The 25,237-nt window shown below is 72.3% G+C and carries 21 protein-coding genes; 8 read left to right on the top strand and 13 right to left on the bottom strand.

The features are described from left to right. The first annotated feature begins 90 nt into the window (after window positions 1-90). Together AB0C12_RS35240 and AB0C12_RS35235 are read left to right on the top strand one after the other, a co-directional pair. Complete coding sequence (locus AB0C12_RS35240; RefSeq protein WP_360554499.1) at window positions 91-978, top strand: trypsin-like peptidase domain-containing protein; 888 nt, start codon at window positions 91-93, stop codon at window positions 976-978. Between the two features lie 33 nt (window positions 979-1,011). Continuing rightward, window positions 1,012-1,416, top strand: a complete 405-nt coding sequence (locus tag AB0C12_RS35235; RefSeq protein ID WP_360554498.1) for a PPOX class F420-dependent oxidoreductase — start codon at window positions 1,012-1,014, stop codon at window positions 1,414-1,416. Window positions 1,417-1,468: 52 nt separating this feature from the next. On the opposite strand, the gene AB0C12_RS35230 is transcribed toward AB0C12_RS35235, so the two are convergent. Further along, window positions 1,469-4,930, bottom strand: coding sequence for an ABC transporter ATP-binding protein/permease (locus tag AB0C12_RS35230; protein WP_360554496.1), 3,462 nt, complete (start codon window positions 4,928-4,930; stop codon window positions 1,469-1,471). A 189-nt stretch (window positions 4,931-5,119) separates the two neighbouring features. Between AB0C12_RS35230 and AB0C12_RS35225 the strand changes: the two genes are divergently transcribed. After that, window positions 5,120-5,407 (top strand): DUF1905 domain-containing protein, encoded by a 288-nt coding sequence (locus tag AB0C12_RS35225; RefSeq protein ID WP_360554495.1) that lies wholly within the window; start codon window positions 5,120-5,122, stop codon window positions 5,405-5,407. A 9-nt stretch (window positions 5,408-5,416) separates the two neighbouring features. On the opposite strand, the gene AB0C12_RS35220 is transcribed toward AB0C12_RS35225, so the two are convergent. The 5 genes from AB0C12_RS35220 to AB0C12_RS35200 all read right to left on the bottom strand — a co-directional run bounded on the left by AB0C12_RS35220 (window position 5,417) and on the right by AB0C12_RS35200 (window position 9,121). Next, window positions 5,417-6,610 (bottom strand): metallophosphoesterase, encoded by a 1,194-nt coding sequence (locus AB0C12_RS35220; RefSeq protein ID WP_360554493.1) that lies wholly within the window; start codon window positions 6,608-6,610, stop codon window positions 5,417-5,419. 199 nt (window positions 6,611-6,809) lie between these two features. Further along, window positions 6,810-7,082: a hypothetical protein gene (locus AB0C12_RS35215; protein WP_360554491.1), complete on the bottom strand. Its 273-nt coding sequence runs from the start codon at window positions 7,080-7,082 to the stop codon at window positions 6,810-6,812. Window positions 7,083-7,474: 392 nt separating this feature from the next. After that, window positions 7,475-8,146, bottom strand: a complete 672-nt coding sequence (locus AB0C12_RS35210; protein WP_360554490.1) for a nucleoside/nucleotide kinase family protein — start codon at window positions 8,144-8,146, stop codon at window positions 7,475-7,477. A 16-nt stretch (window positions 8,147-8,162) separates the two neighbouring features. Further along, window positions 8,163-8,813: a hypothetical protein gene (locus tag AB0C12_RS35205; protein ID WP_360554489.1), complete on the bottom strand. Its 651-nt coding sequence runs from the start codon at window positions 8,811-8,813 to the stop codon at window positions 8,163-8,165. A gap of 65 nt (window positions 8,814-8,878) precedes the next feature. Beyond that, on the bottom strand, window positions 8,879-9,121 hold the full coding sequence (locus tag AB0C12_RS35200; protein WP_360554488.1) for a hypothetical protein: 243 nt from the start codon (window positions 9,119-9,121) through the stop codon (window positions 8,879-8,881). A gap of 304 nt (window positions 9,122-9,425) precedes the next feature. Here AB0C12_RS35200 and AB0C12_RS35195 point away from each other — a divergent pair, with 304 nt between their 5' ends. Together AB0C12_RS35195 and AB0C12_RS35190 are read left to right on the top strand one after the other, a co-directional pair. After that, on the top strand, window positions 9,426-10,238 hold the full coding sequence (locus AB0C12_RS35195) for a polysaccharide deacetylase family protein (protein ID WP_360554487.1): 813 nt from the start codon (window positions 9,426-9,428) through the stop codon (window positions 10,236-10,238). Beyond that, window positions 10,235-11,284 (top strand): glycosyl hydrolase, encoded by a 1,050-nt coding sequence (locus tag AB0C12_RS35190; RefSeq protein ID WP_360554486.1) that lies wholly within the window; start codon window positions 10,235-10,237, stop codon window positions 11,282-11,284. The genes AB0C12_RS35195 and AB0C12_RS35190 overlap by 4 nt, the downstream gene beginning before the upstream one ends. Here the strand turns inward: AB0C12_RS35190 and AB0C12_RS35185 are convergent. The 6 genes from AB0C12_RS35185 to AB0C12_RS35160 all read right to left on the bottom strand — a co-directional run bounded on the left by AB0C12_RS35185 (window position 11,274) and on the right by AB0C12_RS35160 (window position 20,523). After that, a complete protein-coding gene (locus AB0C12_RS35185; RefSeq protein ID WP_360554484.1) occupies window positions 11,274-12,143 on the bottom strand; it encodes a tetrahydrofolate dehydrogenase/cyclohydrolase catalytic domain-containing protein in 870 nt (289 codons plus the stop codon). The two genes, AB0C12_RS35190 and AB0C12_RS35185, sit on opposite strands and share 11 nt — an antisense overlap. Before the next feature lie 99 nt (window positions 12,144-12,242). Next, window positions 12,243-13,160 (bottom strand): hypothetical protein, encoded by a 918-nt coding sequence (locus AB0C12_RS35180; RefSeq protein WP_360554482.1) that lies wholly within the window; start codon window positions 13,158-13,160, stop codon window positions 12,243-12,245. Continuing rightward, window positions 13,157-16,981: a hypothetical protein gene (locus AB0C12_RS35175; protein ID WP_360554481.1), complete on the bottom strand. Its 3,825-nt coding sequence runs from the start codon at window positions 16,979-16,981 to the stop codon at window positions 13,157-13,159. The genes AB0C12_RS35180 and AB0C12_RS35175 overlap by 4 nt, the downstream gene beginning before the upstream one ends. Before the next feature lie 130 nt (window positions 16,982-17,111). After that, on the bottom strand, window positions 17,112-18,503 hold the full coding sequence (locus tag AB0C12_RS35170) for a glycosyltransferase family 2 protein (RefSeq protein WP_360554480.1): 1,392 nt from the start codon (window positions 18,501-18,503) through the stop codon (window positions 17,112-17,114). Beyond that, complete coding sequence (locus tag AB0C12_RS35165; RefSeq protein ID WP_360554479.1) at window positions 18,500-19,456, bottom strand: glycosyltransferase; 957 nt, start codon at window positions 19,454-19,456, stop codon at window positions 18,500-18,502. The genes AB0C12_RS35170 and AB0C12_RS35165 overlap by 4 nt, the downstream gene beginning before the upstream one ends. Before the next feature lie 50 nt (window positions 19,457-19,506). Beyond that, a complete protein-coding gene (locus AB0C12_RS35160; RefSeq protein WP_360554478.1) occupies window positions 19,507-20,523 on the bottom strand; it encodes a glycosyltransferase family 2 protein in 1,017 nt (338 codons plus the stop codon). An 827-nt stretch (window positions 20,524-21,350) separates the two neighbouring features. Here AB0C12_RS35160 and AB0C12_RS35155 point away from each other — a divergent pair. Beyond that, window positions 21,351-22,286, top strand: a complete 936-nt coding sequence (locus tag AB0C12_RS35155; protein WP_360554477.1) for a sulfotransferase domain-containing protein — start codon at window positions 21,351-21,353, stop codon at window positions 22,284-22,286. 91 nt (window positions 22,287-22,377) lie between these two features. After that, window positions 22,378-23,292 (top strand): hypothetical protein, encoded by a 915-nt coding sequence (locus AB0C12_RS35150; protein WP_360554475.1) that lies wholly within the window; start codon window positions 22,378-22,380, stop codon window positions 23,290-23,292. Between the two features lie 103 nt (window positions 23,293-23,395). On the opposite strand, the gene AB0C12_RS35145 is transcribed toward AB0C12_RS35150, so the two are convergent. After that, window positions 23,396-24,208, bottom strand: a complete 813-nt coding sequence (locus AB0C12_RS35145) for a hypothetical protein (protein ID WP_360554473.1) — start codon at window positions 24,206-24,208, stop codon at window positions 23,396-23,398. Between the two features lie 677 nt (window positions 24,209-24,885). Here AB0C12_RS35145 and AB0C12_RS35140 point away from each other — a divergent pair. Next, window positions 24,886-25,236 (top strand): S-adenosylmethionine decarboxylase, encoded by a 351-nt coding sequence (locus AB0C12_RS35140; RefSeq protein ID WP_360554471.1) that lies wholly within the window; start codon window positions 24,886-24,888, stop codon window positions 25,234-25,236. The last annotated feature ends 1 nt before the right edge of the window (window position 25,237 follow it).

Genomic DNA, 25,237 nt, shown 5'->3' with positions numbered 1-25,237 from the left:
ACAGCGAACGCACAGAGAGCTCACCGGTCGCTGACAACCTGCCGGGCAACAGTGGGGTCATCACCGCTCACTGATGAGGCGAGGCGCGCCATGACCGATCTGCTGACCCGGCCCCCGTACACCGAGGACGCCACGTCCACCGGCACCATCCCGCCGGCTCCGCCGCTGCCGCCGGACATCATCGGTCAACACGGCGGGGGAGACCGGCATTGGCCGCGGCGGGTCGCCGGCGGCGCCGCGGTGCTCGCGCTGATCGCCGGCGGCGGTACGGCGGGAGGCTTCGTCGCCGAGCACTACGCCGACCGGGCCTCGGCCACCACCGCCGCCACGGCGACCACCGCCACCGCAGTGGCCGTGAACGAGAACAACAGTCTCGCCCCGATCGCCGCGAAGGTGGCACCCAGCATCGTCACCGTCCTCATCGACGGCGCGGACGAGTCGGCGCTCGGCTCCGGGGTCGTGCTCGGTGCCGACGGGCTGATCCTGACCAACAACCACGTCATCGCCTCCGGGGGCACGGTCAGCGTGCGGCTCGCCGACGGCCGTACCGTGCCGGCCCGGGTTGTCGCCGCCGACAGCACCCACGACCTGGCGCTGGTGCAGGCGACCGGGGTGTCGGGACTGACCCCGGCCACGTTCGGGGCGGACGACAGCGTGGCCGTCGGCGACACCGTGCTCGCCTTCGGCGCACCGCTGGGGCTGGAGGGCACCGTCACCTCCGGCATCGTCAGTGCCCTCGACCGTGAGGTCGGCACCGGCACCGAACAGCTGACCGGCCTGCTGCAGACCGACGCGCCGATCAACGAGGGCAACTCCGGCGGCGCCCTGGTCGACACCTCCGGCAACGTCATCGGCATCAACGTCGCCATCGCCACGGCCAGTGACCAGAGCACCGGCAGCGTCGGCGTCGGTTTCGCCATCCCGGCCGGCACCGTCACGAGCGTGGTGCGGCAGCTGCAGACCCGGGCCGCCTCTTGACCTGAAGCCGGGTGCAGGTTGTCGACTGCGGGGATGACCTTCACCGCAGCAGAACTCGCCTACCTGGCCGGCCAGCCGCTCGGCCGCCTGGCGACCGCCCAGCCCGACGGCACCCTGCAGGTCAGCCCGGTCGGCTTCCGCTGGAACAGCGACCTGGCGACCATCGACATCAGCGGCTGGCACATGGCCGCCAGCCGCAAGTACCGCAACGTCGCGGACAACGGGCGGGTCGCCTTCGTGGTCGACGACCTGCCCTCGACGGACCCGTGGCGGGTGCGCTGCCTGGAGATCCGGGGCGTCGCCGAGGCGGTCCGGCCGGCCGCGGGCGAGGCGATCATCCGGATCCACCCGCGCCGCGTCATCAGCTTCGGCATCGACGACCCGGACAGCGAGCCGCACGCCCTGGTCCCGAGCAAGCGGGACGTGGCCGGCCGGTAGCCGGCCGGGCGAGCGCGATCGCCGGCGACGGGATCCCGCCGCCGGCGATCACTCAGCCGGCCAGGTGGCCGTACCTGTCCTCCAGCTCACGCCAGGTGCCCTGGGCCACCGCGCGGCCGCCGATCAGCACGACCACCTTGTCGGCGCGGGACAGTGCCGCACGCTTCGAGGTCGAACCGACCACCGTGACGCCGTGCTCGCGCAGGGCCCGCCACAGCTCCAGCTCCGTCGTGACGTCCAGCGCGGACGACACGTCGTCGGCGATCAGCAGCTCCGTGCGCGGCGCCAGGGCCCGGGCCAGCGCCAGCCGTTGCAGCTGGCCGCCGGAGAGCCGGGTGCCCTTGTGGCCGATCAGCAGCTGCAGGCCACCGCCGGCCGCCGCCAGGTCGTGCTCCAGCTGCGCGGTGCTCACCGCGTCGGCGGCGTCCACCTCGTGGCCGAGCTGGATGTTGTCCGCGACCGTGCCGGACAGCACCCGGGGCAGCTGGGCCACGTAACCGACCTGGTTGGGCCGCAGGAACACCTCCGGCTCGTCCACCGGCCGGCCGTTCCAGGTCAGCGACCCGGTGTGGTGCACGATCCCGGCCAGGGCCCGCAGCAGCGACGACTTGCCGGCGCCGACCGGGCCCACGACCAGCACCAGCTGGCCGCGCTCGACGACCAGGTCGATGTCCTGGGCGCCGACCGTGCCGTTCTCGTGCACCGCGCTGAAGCCGGACAGCGCCAAGGTGCGCAACGGGTTGCGCGGCGGAGCCGGCGGCGCGTCCGCGGTGCCCTGCGCGATGTCCACGCCCGGCACCGCCGACGAATACTCCGCCACCCCGGCCATCGCCACCGTGCGGCGCGTCCACACCCGGGCCGACGGGAAGTGCGACACCAGCGAGGCCGTGGTCCACGCGAACCACCGGGCCGCGCCCAGGGTCGCCACCGCGATCAGCGTCGCCGCCGCCGACAGGTTGCCGGCCAGGTACATCGCCCAGGCGGCGATCGGCAGCAGGCCGCTGACGACCGACGGCGTGGAACGGGCCCACACCTGGATCGAGATCTCCCGGCGCTGCCGGTCGCTGCGGGACGCGTCCAGCCCGGCCAGGTGCTCCAGCACCGAGGTGGTCGCGCCGGCCAGTTTCACCGTGCGCGCCGCCGACAGCGAGGACACCAGCGCGGTCGCGAACGCCGCGCGGGCCGCCACCGTGTGCCGGGCCGCGCGTTCCAGCCGCGGTCCGAACAGCGTCGCGGCCAGGCCGGAGATCACCATCGTGCCGACGAAGAACGCGGCCGGCACGAACGAGCGGGAGGCCGCCGTCATCGTCACGATCATGACCAGGCTGACGCTGGTGTCGATCAGGTTGTCGGCCAGCATGACGACGCGTTCGGTGTCGCCGCCCTGGGCCACGACCTCGGCCGGGGTGTACTTGCTGACCCGGCGCGGGCCGATCTGGCCGTGCACCAGCCGCATGCTGATCCGCAGCATCTGCCGGACCCACCACTCGGGGAACCAGGCGCCGGTGTAGTACAGCGCCGGGATCGCCACGATCAGCCCCGCGGTGATGCCGATCGCCGGCCACATCGGGTCCCCGATGCCGTCGACGACCTGCGACCACAGCAGCGGCAGGATCGCGCCGTCCAGGCCGAGCAGCACCAGGACGAGGAACAGCGAGATCGCGGCGAGACCGTAGCGCGGGTCGTTCATGGTCAGCCGGGCGATCTCGCGCATGGTGCGCGCGCGGGGGGCCGGCGGCAGCGGCGGCGGATCGGCCAGCGGCAGCGTGTTACCCAGCTCGGTGCGCAGCGGCTCCTCCGGCTCGCGTTCGAGCAGGGCCACCCCGCCGGACGCGCGCGCGGGCGCCGTGACGTTGGAGCTGGCGAGCAGCTCGGCGAAGCGCTGCGATTCGAGCAGCGGTCCGGCCTCCAGCACCTGGCCGTCGGCGAGCACCACGACCTCGTCGCAGCGCCGCACCGAGGACAGCCGGTGCGCGACGATGACGCCGATCCGGCCCTCGAGCAGCCGGTCGGTGGCGCGCTGCACCCAGGCCTCGGTGACCGGGTCCATCCGGGCGGTGGCCTCGTCCAGGATCACCACGTGCGGGTCCCGGACCAGGATCCGGGCGAACGCGACCAGCTGCTCCTGGCCGGCGGAGAGCACGTAGCCGCCCTCGCCGAGCCGGGTGTCGATGCCGTCGGGCAGCGCGCCGGCCCACGAGGTCAGGCCCAGCTCCTCCAGCGCGGTGCCGGCCCGCGGCAGCAGCTCCGGGTCGAACAGAGCGATGTTCTCGGCCAGCGTGCCGGCCAGGATCTCGGTGCGTTGCGGGACGATCGCCGTCCACCGGCGCAGCCCCTCGACGTCCAGGTCGACGATGTCGGTGCCGCCGAGGAAGACGGTGCCGCGGGGCACGTCGACGGCCCGGGTGAGCACCTTGGCCAGCGTCGACTTGCCCGAGCCGGTGCGCCCGATCAGCGCGTAGGACCGGCCGCGGGCGAAGGACAGGTTGATGCCGCGCAGCGCCGGCGGGCGCCCGGAGTCGGCCTCGCCGTAGCGGAAGGTCAGATCCCGGACGTGCAGGTCGCCGTCGACCGGCGGCAGCCCGGCGGTCGGCTCCTGCGGTACGGCGCGCAGCGACTGCACCCGGCTCCAGGCGCCGAGCGCGTTCTGCAGCTCCGGCACCATCCGGGTGACGTGTTCCAGCGTGCCGCCGAAGCCGAGCGCGAGCAGCCACACCGCGGTGAGCCGGGCACCGTCGACGTGCCCGGCGGTCAGGGCCCAGGCGCCCACGATCACGAGCGCCGCGATCAGCACCCGGGTGATCGCCCCGGCGCTGAGGGTCACCCGCGACGACGTGGTCCACACCTTGCGGCCGCGGATCAGCACCTCGCGGGCGCGCTGGGCGTAGAGCCGGCGGACGTACGGGGCGGCCAGGCTGGTGCGGACGTCGTCCTGGCCGTGGACGGACTCCTCCATCACCGCGGCCAGGTCGGACCAGGCCTCCTCCTCGCGCACCCGCAGCGGCGAGATGCGCTGGACCGGTTTGGTCAGCACCGCCACCAGCAGGAACGAGACGAGCAGCATGCCGAGGCCGGCGGGCCACCAGGCGAAGAAGGCGGTGACGATGGAGAGCACCGCCACGGCGAGGGACTGGGCCAGCCGTACGCCGCTGCCGCGCAGCTCGGAGCCGACCTGGTAGACATCGCTGTCGATGCGGTCGAGCAGCTCGCCGACCGGGGTGTTCTCCAGGGCCGGCAGTTCCTGGCCGAAGGCGACCCGGCACAGGCCGCGCCGCACGGTGGCCGCCCAGTCGGCGGTCAGCCCGGCGACGACCAGGCCGACGATGACGTCGCTGAGCACGGACGCCACCAGGGCGACAGCGAGCAGGGTGAACAGCGGCACGGACCGGTTGACCAGGACCGCGCCGGCGAGGCCGAGGGCGCCGGCCTGCCCGGCCGCGCCCAGCACGATGAGGACCGCCACGAAACCGGTGCGCCGGGGCGAAGTCGCCCATAAGTCGCGGAGCAGGCGCATCGAAAGTCCTCACGGATAGGGGAAGGCGGTGTCTCCATCCTGCGGGGCGCCCGGGTGCGGACTCAACGCAATTACGTGGCCGCGGGGTATCACGTGCGTCACCATGGCGGGGATGTCGAAAATCCGCTACCGGCTTCTACACCTGGGTGACGGCGCCCGCCGGAGGCGCCCCGGCACTGGGAGCAGACGATGACACGGACCGCCGGACCGCTCGACACCGAGTTCACAGCCGTGCTGGAGAAGAGCGGCGCGGACAACGGCTGGACGTACGTGATCATGCCGGGCTCGGCCGAGCTCTTCGGCACCCGCGGCCTGGTCAAGGTGCGCGGCACCGTCGACGGCGAGCCGTTCACCAGCTCGTTCATGGCGCTGGGCGACGGCCGGCACAAACTGCCGGTGAAGACGGCCCTGCGCCGCCGGATCGGCAAGGAGGCCGGCGCCAGCGTGACCGTGCACCTGCTGGAGCGCCTGAACTGACCGCCGGGCTCAGGCCGCGTGCAGGGTGAGCAGGGTGATCTCGCTCGGTGCGAAGATGCGGAACGGCGGCCCCCAGAAGCCGGTGCCGCGCGAGGTGTAGAGCTGGGTGCGCTCGCCGTGCCGGCTCAGGCCCTGCAGCACCGGCTGGTCCAACCGGACCAGGTAGTGGAACGGCCACATCTGCCCGCCGTGGGTGTGGCCGGACAGCTGCAGTTCGACACCGTGCGCCACGGCCCCGGTGATCTGCTGCGGCTGGTGGGCCAGCAGCAGCACCGGCAGGTCCGGGTCGGCGCCGGCCAGGGCGGCCTCGTGGTCCATGTGGTGTCCGGGCACGCCCGAGCCCGCGGCCGTACGGTCGTCGACCCCGGCCACCACCAGGCTGTCTCCGTTGCGGGTCACCACGACGTGCCGGTTGTGCAGCGCCTCCCAGCCCAGCGCGGCCATGTGCTCGACCCAGCGCTGGGCGCCGCTGAAGTACTCGTGGTTGCCGGTCACGTACACCCGGGCCAGCCGGGCGCGGACGTCGCCGAGCGGGGCCGCCTGCTCGCGGCGCTGGGCCACCTCACCGTCCGCGATGTCGCCGGTGTGCGCGACCACGTCGGGCTCCAGCGAGTTGACCACGTCGACGACACCACGCGACCAGCGGGCCCGGTCGATCGGGCCGTAGTGCGTGTCGGTCAGCAGCACGACCTTGAGGCCGTCGAGCCCCTGGCCGAGGCGGGGGATGCGCACGTCGATGCGGCGGACCCGGGAGACGCGCATCGCTTCGGCGTACCCCCAGAGGAGCAGGACCGTCGCGACCACCGCGACCGACGCCGTGACGATCCGCGACCGGGCCGGGTCGGCCACGCCGGCCAGGGCGAGCACCGCCCGCAGCACGGTGCCGAGCAGCGACCAGACGAACAGCACCCAGACGACGCCGAGCATGGTGTCGGCGGCCCGGGCGGCGCCGTCGCGGTGGTGCCGGCCGTGCCCGCTGAACATCAGGAACGGGAAGGCCACGGCGGCGACAGCGAACAGGACGGTGCCGGCGGCAAAGACGGCGCCGGGCCACCGGTTGCCGGACCACGCCAGGGTCCACCAGGGCACGCCGAACAGCAGCAGGAGCACGGCGGTAACGATCAGGCCGAATCGCAGGGCGCGGCCGGGCCGGCGACGCGGCTCGGTCTCGACGGCCTCACCGACGGACACAGGCTCACTCAAGGAATTACGCTCCGTCGGGATCCGCAGCTCCGGACCACGTCACCGGCGGACGTGGCCCCGCTGCCGCGTTCGGACGTGGTTGAACAGACCCAAGCCTATAGCGCGGCCCACCACGAGCCCCCACGGCGGCGCGGGCGTACAAACGGCGCGGACGTGAGAAAGCGTGGCGCTCCGAGGGGAGGCCACGCCGAAAGCTATCTCATCTGCCATCACCACCTTCGTCCTTGACGGCTGCGATGGCCGTCGAAGGCGGTGCTTGATGCGAAACGTCTATGACGTTGACGACTTCGGGATCGTCGGTACGAGGCGCGTGGTTCTCGACCTCGAACTCAACAGAAAGCTGGATCTTGCCCGCGGCAAACGCAATCTTCGACCTGCCGTTGCGTCCCTTGAGTTGGCTCACCGTGTACCAGACGAGGGATGAAACGCAAGCGAGAACTGCGAAGAGGGCCGCGACAAGAATCGCGGACACCTCCACCTTTGGCTGTCCTAGCGGCTAATACTGAATTGCATCGCGGACACGACCTTCCGTCTGGGCGCGTGGATGACATTGGGTAGCAGCTCCGCTTGCCCAAAGCCCTGCACATACCCCCGATCCGGTCCGCACGCCCGGCTCGGGCGGGCTGCGTCGCGAAACCCCATGCGGTGAGCCATGGGCTTCCCCTTCGCCGTGCGCCGTCCTGCCCTCGGTGCGTGTGCTCTCTTTCTCAGGCGAGGATATCAAAAGGGTCAAGGTATGACCGTGGTCGATGTCCGGAGTTGACCGTGAGTCCGCCACCGGCAGGCCGCTGTTCGCGGCGCCGATCTGGGGCGGGCACAAACGTGAAGGAATTGTCAGTCGGGCCGGAATTGGCCGGTGGACGGTCAGGGCGGCGGGGGCGGGGTGCCGATGCCGCGGATCAGTGCGGCCGGGACCAGCAGATCCGCCCGGTCCCGGGTGGCCGCGATCACCGTGGCGTTGCGTTCGTCGGTGCCGGTCGCCCAGCGGGCCGCGTCGTGCTCGTTCTTGCCGAAGCGCCGGTGCCGGTCGATCAGCCGGTCCAGCCGTGACTGCTGGTCCAGGTCGGCGTACCAGACCTCGTCGAGCAGGGGCCGGACCTGTTCCCAGCCGCCGGTCCCGACCAGCAGGTAGTTGCCCTCCGAGACGATCAGCCGGGTCGCGCGGGACACCCCGATGGTGCCGGCGACCGGTTGTTCGATGACGCGTTCGAAGCCCGGCGCGTAGATCATCTCGTCGGTGTCCTCGCGCAGGCGGCGCAGCAGGGCCGCGTAGCCCAGCGGGTCGAACGTGTCCGGCGCGCCCTTGCGGTCGCGGTTGCCGAGCCGTTCGAGCTCCACGTCGGCCAGGTGGAAGCCGTCCATCGGGACGTGCGCGACCCATTCCGGGCCGGCCGTCTTCGCCAGGGCCGCGACCAGTTCCTCGGCCAGCGTGGTCTTGCCCGCGCCCGGTGCGCCGGCGATGCCCAGGATCGCCCGGCGGCCGTCGCGGACCAGCGCCCGGGCCCGGTCGACGAGCCCTTCGAACGTGACGGTCATGGAAGTACGGTACGGGCTAGAGCCCCAGCCGCAAGGCGGTGACACCGGCCGGGGAGAGCGGTCTGGTCATGGCCCGTACCAGGTCGCTGTGGATGACGCCGGGCAGCTGGGTGCCGAGCGCGCACAGCGCCGGATAGTGGTCGAGGACGTCGCGGTGGCTCAGCGCGCCGACCCCGATCAGCAGGCCGTTGACCGCCGACGGGGTCCGGGCCAGTTCCGCGCACAGCTCCATGCGCCACACCGGGTCGTCGACGTGCGTGGCGAACTCGCGGGCGATCCGGTTGCTCGCCGAGTACGTCTCGTCGGGTGCGGCGTGGCGACCGGAAGGGGCCAGCACCGGCGCCATCCGGACCACGACGCCCAGGTGCAGCGCCAGTTCCGGCACGGTGAGCACCTCGAGGCCGAACGAGCAGGTGTCGCAGAGCGGCTGGAAGGTCTCGGCGTGCACCACCATGGCGGGCCGCGGGCAGTCGGCCGCCGGGCTGCAGACGGTGTCCATGATGATCTCGGCGAGCCGGCCGGCCTCGTCGAACCGGCCGATGCCGAAGTACGCCGTCGGTGACTCCCGGTAGCGGGTCAGGGCGGCCTGTTCGCTGCCGTAGCCGTCGGGGTCGATCCCGATGCGGGGTACGCCGTGCTGTGCTCGGAGTTGGATGAGCCGGAACATCCTGTTCACTCCCCGGGGTCTTGAGGACGCTGCAACCGGGGGTACGCAACAGGATGTCCGGCGGTTCACTCCTTACGCTGGGTATAAGAAAACTGGCGCCGGGCGCGGTGTCCCGTCAGCAGGAAGCAGTCGAATGTGACTGCGTGTAACGCGTACGTCGCGGCGGTGAGCGCCAGCAGCATGCCTGCCAGCACCAGGGCCAGCCGCGCGTCGAGCACCCGCCAGGCGGTGGGCAGCGCGGCGACGCCGAGGACGAGCCCGGCCTCGAGGGTGGCCTCGGTGAGTCGTCGCGTACGGTCCGGTTTCATGCTCACACCTTCGCCGTGACGGCGGGTGTTCCGCTTCCCTCCGCAGCCGGATCGCGGCTATGACTTTCGGCAGAGGGGCCGGCCCGCGCCGGATCTCTCCACGCCGGCCAGAGTGACCGTCGCCGATATGTCGATCGGGGGTCCCGCAGTCGTGCTGGACATCGGGGGAAACCGCGCCGTAACGTGGCCTGAGCGGCCAGGACGTGCCGTGGACCAGGCCCGGGGCCGAGTTGCGCGAACCCCGAAGCTTGCCGGGATGGCGACCGATAATGGTCATGTCCGTCAGGTGTGGGAGGAACGAACGGTGACCGTTGCGGCGCCGCCGGCATGGGAGTCCATGCCGGCGCTGATGTATCACTCCGTGTCCGCCGTCGGCGGCCCGCTGAGTGATCTCGCCGTGCCCCGCAGCCGCCTGGCCCAGCAGCTCGGCGCGCTCACCGAGGCCGGCTACCGCCTCGTCGGGCTGTCCGAGGCGCTCGACGAGCTGGAGCGCGGCAGCACCGACAAGCTGATCGCGGTCACCTTCGACGACGGCTACCGCGACTTCCTCACCGCCGGCGTGCCCGTGCTGGCCGAGGCCGGCGCCCGCGCCACCCTCTACGCCTCCGTCGGTCACCTCGGGGCCCCGGCCGGCTGGCTGGGCCGCTGGGCGCCCGACTTCGGCCGGCTGCTCACCTGGGACGAGCTCGCCGAGGTGGCCGACGCCGGCGTCGAGATCGGCAACCACAGCCTGCTGCACCACCCGCTCGACGTGCTCAGCGCCGCCCAGCTGCGCGAGGAGACCCTGCGCAGCAAGGAAGAGCTCGAGCAGCGGCTGCAGCGGCGGGTGCGCAGCTTCGCGTACCCGCACGGCTACAACGGCGCCAAGGTCCGGGCGGCGGTGCTGGCCGCCGGGCACGACAACGCCACCGAGGTCGGCCGGCGGCTGCACCGGCCGGGGGAGCGGCGCTTCGCCGTACCCCGGTTGCAGCCGACCCCGGCCATGACCGGCGCCGACCTCGTCGCCCTGGTCGCCGGCGGCGGTTCGCCGCTGGTCCCGCGGCTCAAGCAGCTCGCCCAGCCCGGCTGGCGGGCCGTGCGCCGCCTCGCCCGGGCGACCGGCCGGAACCTCACGTGACGCCGGCGCACCGGGCCGCGCGCGGGCTGACCCGCCGGCACCTCGTCGGTGGTCTCGCCGCGCTCGCCGCCGTGCCGGCCGCCGTCCTCGCCGTGCGCGCGATCGGCAGCGACGAGACCCCGGCCGAGGCCACCAGCTCACCGGGCCGGGCCGCGTCGGCGAAGCCCAGCACGAGCCCCACGCCGGCGGTGGTCACCAAGGGCGGCGGACCGGTGCCGTTCCGGCCCGGCAAGGCGATGCTCGGCGCCTACCTGGGGCTGGAGGGCAGGTCACTGACCGAGAGCCTGGCGCTGCGCCGCAACCAGCTCGGCCGCGACGAGCGCATCGTGCATGTCTTCTACGACTTCACCGACACATTGCCGCAGGCGGTCGAGGGCCTGCCGGCCAAGGCCACCCCGATGGTGTCCTGGCGCGGCTGCCCGCTCACCGACATCAACTCCGGGGCGAGTGACGCGGTCATCGCCCGGGCCGCGCGCCGGCTCAAGCACCAGGACCGGCCGGTGCTGCTGCGCTGGGGCTGGGAGATGAACGGCGACTGGTACAAGTGGAGTGCCGCGCGCAACGGCAAGGACGGCCAGGCGTACGTGACCGCGTGGCGGCGCCTGCACCGCATCTTCGCCGAGGAGAAGGCCACCAACGTGTCCTGGGTGTGGAGCCCGAACTGGAACTCCGACCCGGCCGCGGAGTGGAACACCTTCGCGGCGCTCTACCCCGGCGACGAGTACGTCGACTGGGTCGGGGTCTCCGGCTACAACCTGCACCGCGAGACCCCGGACAAGCTGTTCGCCGGGATCTACCGGGCCTACGCCGCCCGCAAGCCGATCATGATCACCGAGGTGGGCTCGGTGGACCGGGGCGGCCGCACCAAGGCCGACTGGATCACGCTCTTCGCGCGCTGGGTGGAGGCGCACCCGGGGGTGGGCGCGGTGACCTGGTTCGACACCGACACCCACCCCGGGTACGAGGAGAAGTGGCGCATCGACACCGACGCCGAGTCGCTGGCGGCGTACAAGGCGATGGCGGCGAGCGCGCGGTTCAGCGGCTAGCCTTCTCGGCCGCCTCGATCGCGTTGCGGAACAGCATCGCCACGGTGGTCGGGCCCACGCCGCCGACCCGCGGGGTGATCGCCCCGGCGACCCGCGCGACCTCCTCGGCCACGTCCGGCAGCAGCCGCCGGCCCTCGTAGCGCACCCCGGCGCCGACGACGGTCGCGCCCGGCTTCACGTGCTCGGGCTGGATGATGCCGGGCACACCGGCCGCGGCGATGAGAATCTCGGCCCGCTGGGTGTAACGCTGCCAGTCCGGCACGCCGGTGTGCACGACCGTCACGGCGGCGTTCGCGGTCGGCCGCTTCTGCGCGAGCATCATGGCCAGCGGGCGGCCGATGGTCGCGCCCCGGCCCAGGATGACCACCTCACGGCCGGCGACCGGCACGTCGTGGTACGCCAGCAGCGCCTCGATGCCGGCCGGGGTGCACGGCCGGGGCCCGGGCAGGCCCACCGACAGCCGGCCCAGGTTGAGCGGGTGCATGCCGTCGACGTCCTTGTCCGGGTCGACGGTCAGCAGCGCGGCGTCGTAGTCGATGTGTGCGGGCGGCGGGTACTGGATCAGCAGGGCGTGCACGGCCGGGTCGGCGTTGAGCTGGTCGATCGCCCGCAGCAGGTCGTCCTGCGTCGCGTCCGCGCCCAGGTGCACGTGCGGCGAGACGAAGCCCAGCTCGGCGGCCTGGCGCTGCTTGATCCGGATGTATCCGGCGCTGGCGTCGTCGTCGCCGACCAGCACGGTCGCCAGCGACGGCTGGACGCCGGCCTCGCGCAGCTTCGTCACGCGCTGCGCGACGTCGGCCAGAACCTCGTCGGCCACCGGCTTGCCGGGCAGCAGCCTTGCTTCATGCTCTACGGACATACAGCTTCCACTCCGGCGTGGGCACCCAGGCGGACGGCCCCCACGGCGAGCTCCCCGATGGTGGTCCCCATCCTCGATGCCGCCAGTCGCGTGTCCGCGTCAGTCTACGGCGCTGATGTAGAGGGTGCGGTAGGCGGTGGTGTCCCCGAACCGGTAGAGGCTCACCCGCATCCGCTGCGCTCCGGGCAGGCTCAGCGCTTCGCTCCAGGTCCCGTCCCCGGTGACCGGGACCGTGCGCTTGACCGTCGCGGCCCCCGACGGGCCGGTCACACTGAGCGAGTACGGCCCGTCCGAGGCGACCAGCCCGGTCGCCGACACCCGCACCGTACGGTTCCCGGCCGCGTTGACCGGACCCGGCGGTGTCGCCGACAGCGCGGTCACGACGGTGTCGTGCGTGGCCCGCGACGTGGTGAACGACAGCCAGCTCGCCCCAGCCAGCACGGCTGCGACCGCCACCAGCGGCAGGAACTGGCGTAGCAGACGCCGGCGCCGGGCCTTCTCCTCGGCGGCGGCGCGCTGCTCGTCCGCCTCCAGCACCGCGGGCACGATCGACATCACCACCGTGTTGGCCTCGGCCATGCCGTTCAGCGGAAGCCGTACGGTGTGGTCGCCGACGCCGATCCGCACCAGCTTCTCGCCGACCGGCCGGGGTTGCGGCTCCGCGCTGTCCGCCGCGCGCACCCGGCGCGGCGGCAGCAGCCAGGTGGCGAGCACCGCCGCCAGCGTCACCCCGACGGTGGCCACGGTCCAGGCGAGCCGGTCGATGCGCAGGCCCACGACGTGGATGGCCAGCCCGGCGACGATCAGCACGCCCATGCTCAGCGCGGGGGTCAGCACCGTACGCTCGACCGCGGTCAGCGCCCGGCGGCGGAACAGCACCCCCAGCAACGCCATCCCGGGCAGGACGAAACCGAGCAGCAGCCCGCCGGCGATGGCCAGGGCCTGCGGCGCGAACAGGACCGCGGCACCGGCGGCGACGGCCAGTCCGGCCACGACCCGGGAAAGCAGAATGCTCACTGGACCCCCGTCCGATAGATGCGGACAGTGCCGTTGTCGTAGAGCCGGTCCATCCCGGCCAGCGAGTCGAACTTGCCGAGCTGCCCGACGGTCAGCGGCGAGGTGATCTGCCCGGAGCGCGGGTCGCTCTCGAAGTACGCGCCGCTCTCCGGCAACTGGGTGCTCAGCCGCCGGTCCACCACCAGGTACTGCACATGGACGCGCTGCACCAGGTCGTCCTGCTCCAGCCCCCACACGTCGGCGTAGTACAGGGACCCCACTTCGCGTACGGGGTCCTGGCGGCCGTACGTGGAAGCCAGCGAGACCGACGTCGCGTCGCCGCCGACCCGGTTGCCCGGGCCCAGCGTGGTGCGCTGCCAGTCGGCCGAGGCCACCCCGTACGCGTCGACCGACCGCTCGTACCCGCCGGCCAGGTACGGCCCCGGCAGGATGGAGGCGATCGGCGGCCAGCCGCCGGCCCGCGCCCCGATCATCAGCAGCGTGATCATCGCCGAACCGGCCGCGACCCGGCTGTACAGGTTCCAGCCGCCCGGCATGACCACGTCGATGGCGGGCGCGGCGGCCCGCCAGCGGTGCCCGAACTCGTCCTTGGCCGGGATCAGCTGCACGCCCCGGACCAGCCCGATCGCGGCCAGGATGGAGATCGGGATGTAGGTGAACGTGGACAGCCGCCCGGCGATCTCCGGACCGTTCTGCCCCAGGAACCGCACCCCGTTGCCGGCGAAGAACACCATCCCGCCGACGACCGCGGCCCACCGCCACCAGTCCCGGTCCCGGCGGTGCACCATGTCGCGGGTGACCGCGAGATAGAGCACCAGCAGCCCGAGCAGGCCGGCGCCCTGCACCACGAGCTGACCCACGGAGACGGGCGCGCTGGTCGAGGCCGGGTCGCTCTCGGCGGACAAGAGCTGCGACACGGTACGCACAACCTGGTCGACCGGCTCCTCCAGATAACCGAGGACGTCGGTGGCGACCAGCAGGATCCACGCCGCCACCACGACCGCGGCGGCCCCCGGCATGGCCAGCGCCGACCACCGGCGCGGCTGATCCACGACCAGCTCGGCCACGGCCAGCAGCAGCAGCGTGGCGACCAGGGCGAGCGCGGTGACGTGGTGGCTGACGGTGGTCAGGGCCATCGACACCACGGCCAGCGCGGCGAACATCCGGCCGCCCTCGGCCCGCCACCGGCGTACCGCCCAGATGGTGAGCATGAAGAAGGGCAGGGCGGCGGTCTGGTACAGGAACATCGAGTTGAAGAAGAGGTAGTGCAGGGCGGTCGCGTACGTGGCGCAGGCGACGCCGGCGACGGCCGGGGAGTTGCTGGCCCGCAGCACCACCGCGAACAGCACGCCCACGAACACCAGGTGCGCGATACCGGCGACGATGACGCCGGCGGCCGTGACCGGCAGCCCGGTCATCTCGGCCACGGCGGCCCCGAGCTCGGCGAGACCGGGAAAGTGCTCGGCGGGCGGCAGGGCCGGGTTGGGCCGGAACAGCTCCCCGGACTGCACGATGATCGTGGTGGCCAGCCAGTGCTGCAGCTCGTCGGGGAACCGGAACTGGTCCGGGCTGTACATCCACTTGAGCAGATACTGGTGCAGGGCCAGCCCCATGACGAGCAGGAACGACTCGGCGACCCCGGCCATCCGGCGGCTGAGCAGCCGGACGACGACCGGCGTGAAAACCACGACCTGCCCGACCCAGTACGCGAACTGGGCGTTGCCGGTGCTGACCCGCCCGCCGGCGTAGGCCAGGGCGACCATGAGCACGCCGAGGGCGGAGATGGTCAGGACGGCGGGGGCGTGGCCCAGGTCCAGGGGCTCACGGCGGGCGCGGGCGGGTTTGGGCGTGCGGCCGGGATCGGGCGGGGGAGCGACCTCGGTGCGCTGACCATCACGCCGGCCGGGAACGACGGGGATGACGGCGGTGACGACATCGGTCGGCGGGGCGACGCTGGCGGTCGAGCCGCCGACCGGGATGACGACGGTGTCGTCGGGCCCCCGCAGCGCGATGACCACGGTCTCGTCGCCGGGGTTGGTCTTCGGGGCCTCCGGCAGGGTGAGGATGACCGTGTCTTCGACGGTCGGCTCGATGCGCAGAACGACCGTGTCCTCGAGGTGCGGTCCCTCCTGCTCCGGCTCCTCCTGTGCGGTTCCGGCCTGGTCCGGCTCGCTCTGGTCCGGCTCGCTCTGGTCCGGCTCGGCCTGGTCCGGCTCGGTCCGGATCGGGGCGGCCTGGTCCGGGCTGTTGCCGGTCAGGGTCCCGGAGGGCAGGACCAGCACCGCAGTCGCCTCGGGATCGCTCAGTTCTGGTGTGGTCTCACCCTCAACATCAGCTTCAGGTTCGCGCTCGGACGGAACCTCGACCTCAACCTCAGCTTGAGAGTTCGTGTCATCTTCCGCGCCTTCGACCTGCTTGTTGTCCGGTTCGGTCGCAGCGTCTGCGGTCTCCGGAGTGGGATGTGACTCGCTTTCCGCGGCGGTCTCAACGGGAGCGGCGGCTTCCGGTGCTCGGGCATTTTGGGCCGCGCTCGGCTGCGCCGGCTCGGCCGCTTCCACCGCCGGAGAGGCGTCCGGACCGGTCTCCCTGGGCGGCTCGGTGTCCGTCGCTTCCGCCGGCGAGGCGTTCAGGACGATTTCCGTGGGCGGCTCGGTGTCCGTGCCGGGTCCGGCCTCGGACGCCAATCCTGCCGGGAGTGCCGTTGCCGGCTCCGCCGTGACCGAGCCCACGGGGCCGCGATCGGCGTCGGCCGTCAGGCCGGGCGCGGCCGTCGCGGCGGGCTCGGTGTCGGCCGCGACGGCGGGCTGAGGCGCGGTGTCGGCCGCGGCTGCGGGTTCCGCCGGGGAGTCGCCGGATACTGCGGACTCCGGTTCCGCGCCGGCTGTGGTTGCGGATTCCGCTTCCGCGCCGCCTGTGGTTGCGGATTCCGGTGGGGCGTCGCCCGTGGCGGTCGGTTCCGCTTCGGCGTGGCCGGCGGCTGCGGGCTCCGCTTCGGCGTCGCGGATGGCTGCGGGCTCCGCGTCGACGCGGGCGGTGGCTGCGGGCTCCGCTTCGGCGTCGCCGCTGGCTGGGGGTTCTGGTTCTGCGCCGGCTGCGGTTGCGGGTTTAGGTTGGTTGTCAGCCGCGGCTGCCGGTGCGGTTTCGACGTCGCTCGCGGCGGTCGGGCCGGCAGCAGCCGTGGCTGCGCCCGCTGACACGGTTTCGGCTCCGGCGGAAGCGTCCCCGACAACGCCGCCGGGCGCCGCGGCGACGTCGCCCGCGGGCACCTGAGCACCGGTCGCGTCCGGCGCTTCCGGCTCGTCCGCGACCTCGGGCCACGGCTCCTCGATGCTCGGCTCATTGCTCGCCGTCGCCACCACCGCGTCGTCGTCCCGGGTCGGAGCGGGAGCCGTCACCGCGGCGGGGATCACGACCTTGGGCACCCCCGACGTGGTCTGGATGTCAGCCACCGCCGGTCCGGACGCGTCGGCACCGGACGGCGCCGCCGGGCGTACCCGGGCCGTCCCGCGCGCCGGCCGCGCCCCGCCGCCTTCCTGGCCGGGCCGGCTCTGCCCCGGCCGGTTCTGGCCCTGGGTCGGCCGGTCCGAGACGGCCTGATCCGAGCGGGGCTGCTCGGAAGAGGGCTGGTCGTGCTGCGGCCGATCCTGCGTCCGGGTCGGTTCGGGCGCGCGCTGGTCGGCCGCGCGCTGGTCCGCCATGTGCTGGGCCTCCGTGGCGTCGGGGGACTCGTACTGCTGGATGGACGTCATCGGGGTCGCCGGGCGCAGCACCGGCCCGTTGTCCGGTTCGCCGGGTTCCGGGGTCGGGTGCGCGCTCAGCATGCGGCGGCCACCCCGGTCGGTCGAGCCGGGGTGGCGTACGCATTTCCGACCGATCGCCACATCTGCTTCCTCCTGACCGAGAATGCCCGGTCCGGGGGGAAGTTTCCGGTGAACGGCTGAGTCGCCACGATCAGCGGCCGCTCCGGGCCTTGGCCCGGGCCGCCCGGCGGCCCTTCAGGTAGGCGCGCGGTCCCGCCAGCATGCCCTTGCGGTTCGCCGTCAGCAGTTCCCGCGGGAAGTCCTCGCGCAGCGTCGACACCCGCAGGCTGTCCTTGCTGGTCAGGTCGCGCAGGGCGCCCGGGGCCAGCTTGAGCAGCGGCCAGAGCAGGCCGGGCCGCTTGAGCAGCAGGCTGGTGTACGCGGCGGTCAGCCCGGCGCCGTAGCCGACCATCTGCTTGTGCAGTCCTTCGAGGTCGCGCCGGTGGTAGTGGTGGGTGACCGCCGTGGGCTGGTAGACGATCGTGCCGCCGCTGATCAGTACCTGGGTGAACGCCAGGGTGTCCTCGGAGCCCATCGCCGGGGTGCCGGCGCCCAGGGCGGTGTCCCAGCCGCCGATGCTCTCGATGACGCCGGCCCGGAACGTCATGTTGGCGCCGGTGCCGAACGGCGGCAGCGGGTACAGCGGGCTCTGGATGTGCGCGGTCGCCGGGCTGAACACGTCGGGCCGGAAACCGCGGCCCTTGCTGTGCCCGCCGAACTGCTCGAACCACAGCTGGGCCCGGGTCTCCAGTTCGGCCGGGACGATCACGCCGGAGACCACGTCGGCCTCCGGGTGCTCGACCAGTGCGCGGGCGACCTCGGCCAGCCAGTTGACGTCGGCGTACTCGTCGTCGTCGATCCAGGCCATGATCTCGCCCGGCGCGGCCGCAACCGCGGCGTTGCGGGCGAAGGACAGGCCGGCCCGCGGCTCCTTCAGGTAGGTGACCGGGCCGCGGCGGGCCGCCGAGCGGACGACCTCGGCGGTCGCGTCGGTGACCGGCGCGTTGTCGACGACCAGGATCTTGAAGTCGGGGTAGGCCTGCGCGAGCAGGCTGTCCAGGCATCGGGCCAGGGCGCCGGGCCGTTCCCGGGTGCAGACCACCACGGTGATCGGCGGGGCGTCGGCCAGCACCGCGCGGCGGCGGGCCAGGAACGCCGGCTCGGTCGCCGGCGTGATGCCGTCGATCGGCAGCGCGGACAGGCCCAGCTCGGCGAGCCGGGGCGCCAGGGCGGTGCCGAGCTCGGCACGGATCGCGGCCGCCAGGTCGGCGGGCCGCAGACCCTGCTCCGGTACGTCGGTGAGCACAGTCCCCAGCGGTTCGGTGAACAGCCGGACCAGTACCCAGGCCTGGAGCACGCGCCGGCCGTCCGGGCCCACCGCGGCGACCGCCGGCAGCGGGTCGGACAGTTCCAGGTCGAGCACCGTGGCGGGCAGCACCTCGCCGCTGGGCTCGAACGCGGGCGCGGTGATCATCTCGTCGGTGCGCTGCGCCGGCACCCACACTTTGCCGTTCACGCCGGCCCCGTTCACCCCGGCGGTCATCGGGTCGCTCCGGCCGTGACCGTGCGGCGGGCGGCGACGGTCTCGACGACCCCGCCGACCCCGGCCGCGGCGACGCCGGCCAGCACCCCGCCGGCCTTGAGCGCGTAGTGGGCGCCCCGGCCACGGGTGGCCGCGACGAGGTTGCGGACCACCGCCCGCGGTAGTGAGCGCAGGTAGTCGCGTTCCGAGCCGAGGCTCTCCGAGCCGTCCAGCAGACCGGCCATGGCGACCTTGCCCCGTCCCTCGGCGTAGCAGCGGCGCAGGAAGAAGCCGAAGGTCGAGCTGCTCGCGGGCACCTCGTGGCGGATCAGTGCGGCGGGCACGTACATCCAGCGGCCGCCGGCCAGCGCGCTCATCCGCAGGCACAGCTCGGTGTCCTCGGGCCGGTTCTGGCTGCCGAGCTTGCCGAAGCCGGTCCGGAAGCCGCCGACCGACAGGAACGTGTCGCGGCGCACGATCATGCTGGCCGACCACACGTTGCGCACCGGCGCGGTGGTCGTCGGCATCCCCGCGTACGAGCCGCCGACCGCCCAGAGGAACTCCTCGGGCATCCAGTTCGGCTTCGGGCCCTCCCAGGCCGGGTCGATGCCGCCGCCCGCGCCGACCACCGCCGGGTCCGCCGCCAGCGGCTCGACCAGGAGCTCCAGCCACTGCGGGCAGGCCACCGTGTCGTCGTCGAGGAACGCGATCAGCGAGGTGCTGGTGTGGAACGCCCCGGTGTTGCGGTTGCCGGACACGCCCTGGGCGTACAGGTTCTCCAGGACGGTCACGCCGGCCAGGTCGCGCCGGGCCCGGCGGAACAGCGCCGGGTTGTGGTCGACCACGACGACGATCTCGGCCGGGGCGTACGTCTGCGACCGGGCCGAGGCGATGGTGCGCACCAGGGCGTTCCAGCGCTGCTCGGTGTGGGTCGGGATGACGATGCTGACGGCGGGGCGGGGGGTGGGTTCCACGCGGGGGCTCCTCGGGACAGGTGGGGGACGCGGACTGGGGGCGGGAGAGCTCAGTCCTCGCGGGTGGCGCGCGACTGCAGCGCCTTGATGTCGTCGGTGCGGCGGGTGCCGACGTCCTCGCGGCGCAGGCCCCGGTTGAGGTGCGCGACGTGCTGGCGGGGGTCACCGGCCGGGGCGACGCCGGCGACCGGCGGGCGGTTGACGACCTTGTTCAGCGCGTGCACCGGCGCGGTGTTGGCCGGGGTGGCGGTCGGGTGCTGGTGCAGGATGACGCCGGTGCCCTGGCTGCCGTTGCGGCGCTGACGGCGCATCCGGCCGTACTCGCTGAAGATGGTGCGCAGCACCCGGAAGCCGTCCCGGAACGTGTTCAGGTTGCTCTGGCCGTGGATGCGGGCGTGCTCGACGCTGCCGACCTCGCCGACCTTCATCCCGTCGGCGGCGGCCCGAATGTTGATCATGGTTTCGATCTCGAACCCGTCGCCCCAGAGCTTGCTGCCGTCGGTGGGCCGCGGCAGGGCCGGGTCGGGCAGGGCCAGGGTCGGCACGACCCGGCGCCAGAAGGCGTTGTAGCCGTAGCAGAGGTCGGTGAACCGGGTCTTGAACAGGACGTTCACCACCAGGTTGAGGCCGTCGTTGCCGAGCTTGCGCAGCTTGGTGATGTCGTGGCTGTGCCCGCCCTTGTCGAAGCGCGAGCCCTTGACGAAGTCGGCGCCGGCCACCAGCTCGGCGACGAAGCTCGGGATCTCGGCCGGGTCGGTCGAGCCGTCGGCGTCGATCATCACGATGATGTCGCCCGTGCAGGCGGCGAAGCCGCAGGCCAGGGCGTTGCCCTTACCGGTACGGGTCTGCTGCACGATCACCACGTCCGGGCGCAGCTCGCGGGCCACGGCGACCGTGCGGTCCCGGGATCCGCCGTCGACCACGATCACCTCGTCGATGCCGTCGGGCAGTTTGGCGAACACGTGCGGCAGGTTCCGCTCCTCGTTCAAGGTCGGAATCACGACGCTTACGGTCGGTGACGGCTGCCCGTTACTCGGCGTGTTTCCCGAGGTCGTGGAAAGCTGCATGTCGGTCCCTTCGGGGGCGGCAGTTGCGACGTAATCGGCGGTTTCCGGGGAGGGAAACGCAGGTCGCTCGCTTCTGCCGCCAAATCTAGCAACACGCTACGTAGCGTCAACTAACCAAAGGGCCAGGGTGACGATGCCCGTGCGGTGAACCCTGACCAATCGAATGACCTGGGGTTATTCACATGGGCAACAAGATCGTACGCAAGCCCCAGTCGTCACAACCAGTAACGGACACCAGGGCAGTGCAGGCCGGAGAGAGGCGTCGCGGCGCCATTGCGGGCCATTCGATGGATCCGGGGCAGCGAAGGGGGCATAGTCCAAATGTCGGATAACGCCGAGTGATCCGAATCACTCTCGGTAATGTGACGCGCTGTAATTCCTCGGGTGCAAACGGGTTAGATCTGGGGCGGGGCGGTGCCCGGGGCGATCGATGGATAAATTGTCCCGGTGACGTCCGAGCCGGCTCCGCGCCGTACCGCACGGTCGTCGACACCGTGGGTGATCCGGTGACGGCGACCGACGCGCTGTGTGTCTGCGGCCATCAGCGATCCGCCCACGAGCACCATCGCGCCGGCACCGAATGCACCTTCTGCGGCCCCGAGGTGTGCCCGCGTTACCGCCGTCGTCGCTGGTGGCGCCGGCGCGCCTGACCGGGGATCCAGGAGCACCGCGGGGGAGTGGTCGGGCCCCGGGCGGGTACCTACCCTGCTCACGGTGTGGACACCGGGTCGCGAAAACCTACTGTCCCTGTAGGCTAACTTCTACTTCGCGGGGCGCCGCGCACCTCGCCGGGTGGCGCCGCCGCACCGTACGAGGAGGTAGCCCCTATGCCGCTCCCGGACTTCCTGATCGCCGGCGTTCCCAAAGCGGGCACCACGGCCCTGCACGCCGCGCTGGTCCGGCATCCTCAGCTCTACCTGTCCAAGGTCAAGGAGCCGAAGTTCTTCCTCTCCGACGGGCCGCCGCCCAGGCTCGGCGGGCCGGGCGACGTGCAGACCTACCAGGAGCACGTGTGGCGCCGCGCCGACTACGAGGCGCTGTTCGCGCCCGCGCCGCCGGGCACGCTGCGGGGCGAGGCCACCCCCTTCTACCTGTACGACCTGGACGCCCATGACCGCATCCAGGCCCTGGTCCCGGAGGCCAAGCTGATCCTGCTGCTGCGCGACCCGGTGGACCGGGCCCACTCCAACTGGACCCACCTGTGGAACGCGGGCCTGGAGCCGGAGGCCGACTTCCTCACCGCCTGCCGGGCCGAGGAGCAGCGCAGGGCGGACGGCTGGGCCGACTTCTGGCACTACATCAGCCTCGGGCTCTACGGCCGCCAGGTGCAGCACCTCTACAAGGTGTTCGCGCGCGAGCAGATCCTGCTGCTGCGGTACCGCGAGCTCAAGGACGCGCCCGCCGCCACCCTGGACCGGGTCTGCGACTTCCTCGGCGTGCCGGCCGGCGTGCTGCGCGAGATCCCCCGGGAGAACGTGAACCGCCACGTCGTCGAGGACAACGGCGTCAACCGGGTGCTGCGCGGACTGCTGCGGGCCGGCGGGCGGTTCGGCCACCGGTTCCCCGTACCGCTGCGCCTGGCCGCCCGCGGCCCGATCCTGACCGTCCTGCACCGCAAGCAGGGCACCCGGCCGGTGACCACCCCGCAGGAGCGTGCCGCGCTGCTGCCCCTGTTCGTCGACGACATAGCGCTGCTGCAGGACGTGACGGGCGAGAGCTACGACGACTGGCTCTCCGTGGACCGACACGCCCGCGCCCGGTGACCTGCCGGGGAATCCCTATATTCCCCATAGATGATGCAAACTTGACCCGATACTCTTCGCTGTGTCGCTGACGCCACGAAACGGAGCCGCCTTGTCCATCGGAACTCAGGCCCTGCCGCTGCCTCGCTGGGAAGACGCCACGGTGGTGGTGGAGCCGCCCGGTGACGAGCCGGGAGCGTGGGCCGGCGCGCCGTCCTCGATCGTCGCGGACGGTGAGGTCTATTTGGCGTACAGGTTGCGCCTGCCGATCGGTGAGGGCCGGGGCATCGCCAACGTCGTCGCCCGTTCGGCCGACGGCCTGCACTTCACGGTCGTGGCCGAGGTGGGCAAGGACGCCTTCGGTGCCGAGTCGCTGGAACGCCCGGCGCTGGTCCGCACCCCGCAGGGCCGGTGGCGGCTCTACGTCAGTGCCGCCACCCCCGGGACCAAGCACTGGCGCGTCGACCTGCTCGAGGCCGACACCGCGGCGGGGCTGGCCACTGCCACCCCGCGCACGGTCCTGGCCGGCGACGAGACGGTCGGCGTCAAGGATCCGGTGCTGCACCTCGACGAGGCCGGCTGGCACCTCTGGGCGTCGGTGCACCCGCTCGAGTCGTGGGACGACGCCGACCGGATGACCACGGAATACGCGACCAGTCCCGACGGCGTGCACTGGAGCTGGCGTGGCACGGCGCTGGCCGGTCGGGCGGGCCGGTGGGACGCCCGCGGCGTGCGCGTCTCGTCGGTGTCGGTCGACGGCGACTCCATCGTGGCGGCGTACGACGGCCGGGCCACCGCGGGGGAGAACTGGGAGGAGCGCACCGGCACGGCTCGCGGTGTGCGCCTGCCGGACGGCAGCTTCGGCGAGCTGACCGCGGAGGACGGCGAGCCGGTGGGCAGCCCGTACGCCCCCAACGGCCTGCGCTACCTGAGCCTGGTGACGATGCCCGACGGCCGCCGGCGCATCTACTACGAGGCGACCCGCCAGGACGGCGCCCACGACCTGCGCACCGAACTCGCCTACTGAGACTGTGAGAGACGGGTCACGAACGCCGGGCCCGGCTCGCCGCTCATGATCGACCTGCCCTAGCGTCGATCACATAACGCCCGGTCTCCGGGGCCCGCCACCATCACCGGCGGATCAGTACCGAGAGACCGTCCATGGCGGAGCCCGTCCCACGAGGACGCGCTCCGCCATGTCTGTCGTGCCGGTGTCTGCGGACCCCGGCGGCCAGCACCGCGCGCAAGGGTGCGAGGTGCTCGGTGTCCGGCGGCAGGTCGAGCCCGTTCAGCAGGGCGAGCGCCGCGTCCGGCTCCAGGTCGCCGTAGCTGTCGTGGTAGCCGCCCAGCAGGGCCTGGAGCACCGCCGGCGCCAGCTCCGGCACGATCGCGGCGGCCTGCAGCACGTCGTGTTTGCGGTCCCACGGCACCGGGCCGGAATGGTCCAGGACCCTGGCCGCCCGGCGGTGCAGCGGCCCGGTGGCGAGCTCGCGCAGCCGTCCCTGCTCCCGCAGCTCGCGGACGTCGTCGCCGATGACGGCGGCGAAGGCGAACTCGACGGTCGCGCGGTCCTCGAACCAGTCGACCCACAGCGAGTACGGCACCTGGGCGAGCGGTTCGGTCCTCTCCAGGCGCTGCCGGTAGCCGGCCCAGAAGGCCGCGGTCACCGCCGGGTCGTCCTGCTCGGCCAGGAAGACGTTCAACGCGAAGGTCACCCAGTACTCGTCGACCAGATCGAGTAGGCCGAGCCCGTTCCGCAGCCGGTCCAGCGGGGCCGGCTCGTCGTCGGAGAGGACCGCCTCGGCCCATTCATGGGCCAGCTCGTTGTCGGTCAGCTCCCGGTCACCGGAATGATCCGTCTCCAGCCAGCGGCCCGGGGCCAGGGGAGTGATCCCGTGCTCCGCCAGCCACTGCAGGGTGCCGACCGCCTCGGGAGTACGCATCCGGCGAGTATGGCCAGGCGCCGTCGGCCGGACCACCGGATATCCGCCGGACAGCGCGTCATGCTGAGCCGCCGACTGACTACATTGCGTGATGTCGTCCCGGGGCGGCGCCAGATATAACCGGGCTGCACCCCTGAAGTGACGCAGGGTGACGAGATGGTCAGTGATCCGTACCACTGCGACTATTCGGACATCAGTGGTTCCGATCCGTCTCTGCTGGTCAGGGCCCCCGCGTCCGGCTTTCCTGTCGTCCGTCCGGACGCTGCCCGATTCCGTGCTGCTGGGCGAATCCTGTGAGGCGAGATAGACCTGATGGGGTGCCTGTGCCGTGACCCCGCACGTTCGGGCAGGCGGGCATGGCCGCCCGGTCAGCGGCACCGCAGCTCAGCGGTCAGTTGACCCTGCGTAGCGCTGCGGTAGATTTGGTGACAGAAGCGAGCGAGTCAGGCTTCTCCCCCAAAAGCCTCATACGCTGCGCAACTGTCACCCCGAAGGAACCGACATGCCGCTCCCCGCGACCCAGGCCACCACCAAGAGTGATGACATGCGGTCACAGTCGGTGAAGGGCCGCGCTCCCAAGCCGCCGGTGCGGCCGCGGCCCAGCACGGCTCCCTCGTGGTGACCCGCACCGCCACCGCCCCGCTCCCGATCCCCCGCACCCGGAAGGCCCCGCCGACATGCTGGATTTCAAGGACCTCGCCCCGACCATCACCCGCCAGCGCATGGTCGTCGAGGGGTACCCGACGTTCGTGATCACCGACGAGCACATCAAGGACTACTTGAAGAAGCTCTCGGACGTGACCGACATGATCACGATCATCGAGCCGGTCACCCACGTCAGCGACCTGTACGGCTGGGCCGGCTGGATCCACTGGGAGACCTCCGGCGCGCACTTCTACTCCTGGGAACGCCCGATCTCGTTCTTCAGCGTGGACATCTACACCTGCAAGGCCTTCGACCCGCAGACGGTCATCAACTTCACCAAGGAGTACTTCCGCACCACCGAGCTCGTCGCCAAGGAGTTCTGAG

The organism is Actinoplanes sp. NPDC048967 (genome assembly GCF_040649415.1).
Lineage (GTDB): Bacteria > Actinomycetota > Actinomycetes > Mycobacteriales > Micromonosporaceae > Actinoplanes.
The sequence above is the reverse complement of the archived record's forward strand: the minus strand, read 5'-3'. Positions and strand labels throughout refer to the sequence as shown.

Excerpts from the sequence above, each read along its gene's own strand:
- AB0C12_RS35240 (WP_360554499.1), top strand. The coding sequence starts at position 91 with ATGACCGATCTGCTGACCCGGCCCCCGTACACCGAGGACGCCACGTCC.
- AB0C12_RS35235 (WP_360554498.1), top strand. The coding sequence starts at position 1,012 with ATGACCTTCACCGCAGCAGAACTCGCCTACCTGGCCGGCCAGCCGCTC.
- AB0C12_RS35230 (WP_360554496.1), bottom strand. The coding sequence starts at position 4,930 with ATGCGCCTGCTCCGCGACTTATGGGCGACTTCGCCCCGGCGCACCGGT.
- AB0C12_RS35225 (WP_360554495.1), top strand. The coding sequence starts at position 5,120 with ATGACACGGACCGCCGGACCGCTCGACACCGAGTTCACAGCCGTGCTG.
- AB0C12_RS35210 (WP_360554490.1), bottom strand. The coding sequence starts at position 8,146 with ATGACCGTCACGTTCGAAGGGCTCGTCGACCGGGCCCGGGCGCTGGTC.
- AB0C12_RS35205 (WP_360554489.1), bottom strand. The coding sequence starts at position 8,813 with ATGTTCCGGCTCATCCAACTCCGAGCACAGCACGGCGTACCCCGCATC.
- AB0C12_RS35200 (WP_360554488.1), bottom strand. The coding sequence starts at position 9,121 with ATGAAACCGGACCGTACGCGACGACTCACCGAGGCCACCCTCGAGGCC.
- AB0C12_RS35185 (WP_360554484.1), bottom strand. The coding sequence starts at position 12,143 with ATGTCCGTAGAGCATGAAGCAAGGCTGCTGCCCGGCAAGCCGGTGGCC.
- AB0C12_RS35175 (WP_360554481.1), bottom strand. The coding sequence starts at position 16,981 with ATGCTGAGCGCGCACCCGACCCCGGAACCCGGCGAACCGGACAACGGG.
- AB0C12_RS35170 (WP_360554480.1), bottom strand. The coding sequence starts at position 18,503 with ATGACCGCCGGGGTGAACGGGGCCGGCGTGAACGGCAAAGTGTGGGTG.
- AB0C12_RS35160 (WP_360554478.1), bottom strand. The coding sequence starts at position 20,523 with ATGCAGCTTTCCACGACCTCGGGAAACACGCCGAGTAACGGGCAGCCG.
- AB0C12_RS35155 (WP_360554477.1), top strand. The coding sequence starts at position 21,351 with ATGCCGCTCCCGGACTTCCTGATCGCCGGCGTTCCCAAAGCGGGCACC.
- AB0C12_RS35145 (WP_360554473.1), bottom strand. The coding sequence starts at position 24,208 with ATGCGTACTCCCGAGGCGGTCGGCACCCTGCAGTGGCTGGCGGAGCAC.
- AB0C12_RS35140 (WP_360554471.1), top strand. The coding sequence starts at position 24,886 with ATGCTGGATTTCAAGGACCTCGCCCCGACCATCACCCGCCAGCGCATG.